At 54.8% G+C, this 1,585-nt stretch carries 1 protein-coding gene; it reads right to left on the reverse strand.

Translation table 11 applies throughout. The features are described 5' to 3' along the window. Nucleotides 1-86: 86 nt before the first annotated feature. Complete coding sequence (locus tag CAF63_RS28155; RefSeq protein WP_085690640.1) at nucleotides 87-1,505, reverse strand: IS1182-like element ISPfl3 family transposase; 1,419 nt, start codon at nucleotides 1,503-1,505, stop codon at nucleotides 87-89. Nucleotides 1,506-1,585: the final 80 nt, after the last annotated feature.

The following is a 1,585-nucleotide window of genomic DNA, read 5'->3' on the forward strand; positions in this document are numbered from 1 at the left end:
CAGACTGTGTGAAAACACACTGACAGGCCTTAGACCAAACGCCCCGACTTATTCGGGGCGTTTGTTTTTGTGCTGAAAAAGGCTCTTCAGCCCATCAGTTGCATCATTTTTTTGGCTCCCAGGACACTGATCGCCCGCTTGAAGTTGTACGCGGTCACGGCCAGTGCCATTTCAGCTTTCGTCCCTTCAAGTTGTCGTAGCAAGAACCGCCCGTTCCCAAATAGCCATTGTTTGAGATTGCCAAACGGGTGCTCCACGATGGATCTGCGTCGCTCCATCATCTCTGGATGCAGTTGCATCCGCTGTGCCATACGCTCAAAGGCTTCCTCTTGTGCGTGGCGTGAGACATAGCGGCGCTGAGCCGTTGTACATTGGGCTTTCAGCGCACATCCAGCGCAGTCGCTGACTGCCGCCTGGTAGATCCGGTCGCCTTTGTAACGCTGTTTCAGGGTTAGCCATTGACCTGCCGGGCACTGGTATCGATCCTGTTCAGCGTCATAGGTAAAGTCCTGGCGCTCGAATAATGTCTCTCCGCCTGGGTTCGAAGTTCGATTTGGCGGCACGTACACGGTAATGGTGGCCTCCTCGCACGCCTGGAATTGCTGGCCATTTGAGTAGCCCATATCGGCTGTCACGGTCAGCGTGTCCTGCCCCAGTTCGGCCTTGGCAGCTTTAGCTATGGGTTCAAGCTGTTTGCGGTCGTCACCATCTTGCGTCACCTCATGGTGCAAAATCAGACAGTGCTCTGCGTCCACGGCTGTTTGCACGTTATAGGCAACACGCGCCCCCTTTGGCGTGCGCATCATTCGGGCATCGCTTTCGTGCGTGTTGAATTGCTCCAGCCCCATCGACTTCATCAAAGCTTGGCAACTACGGTTGTCTTGCTGCTTGGCCTCAAGCTTCGCCAGTGCCGCCTTGATCGCAGTGCGATCGACCACTTGCTCGCCCTCTGCTTTATCAGCGGCATCCAGGTCAGCCAAGTATTGGGCAATCCGCTTATCCAGCTTCTCCTCCTGACGCTTGAGCTGATTCAAATTCAGGTGGCGTCGCGAGGAAGCGACCGCCTGAAACTTACTGCCGTCGATCGCAACCAGATCACCTGCAATCAAGCCGACGGATCGGCAGAATTGCACAAAAGCTCGGCACGTCGTAACGAAAGCTACTTTGTTGTTCTTGCGAAAGTCGGCGATGGTCTTGAAGTCGGGTTTAAGCCGGTTGATCAACCACATCACTTCGATGTTGCGTTGGCACTCAGCTTCTAGGCGCCGCGACGAGCGAATGCGCTGAAAGTAGCCATAGAGATAGAGCTTGAGCTGATCGGCGGGGTCGTAAGCAGGGCGCCCAATGGCCTTGGGCTGAGCTTTCTCAAAACCGAGCTGGCCCAGATCGAGCTTGGCGACATACAGGTCGATGACTCGTACGAGGTGATCTTCAGGGATCAGTTCCTCCAGCGAGACCGGGAACAGGCTGGTCTGGCTACGGGACTCTCCTTGTATGTAGGCCATAACGAAAAATGCTCCGTATCTTTCGATACGGAGCATTTTCTTAAAGGGCCGGACAGATTGCTAGGTTTTCACACAGTCTG

Origin of the sequence: Pseudomonas sp. B20(2017) (assembly GCF_002113125.1) — a bacterium.
Classification (GTDB): Bacteria; Pseudomonadota; Gammaproteobacteria; order Pseudomonadales; family Pseudomonadaceae; genus Aquipseudomonas.

Bases quoted from the DNA above. Each gene is read 5' to 3' on its own strand.
- CAF63_RS28155 (WP_085690640.1), bottom strand. From the start codon at position 1,505: ATGGCCTACATACAAGGAGAGTCCCGTAGCCAGACCAGCCTGTTCCCG.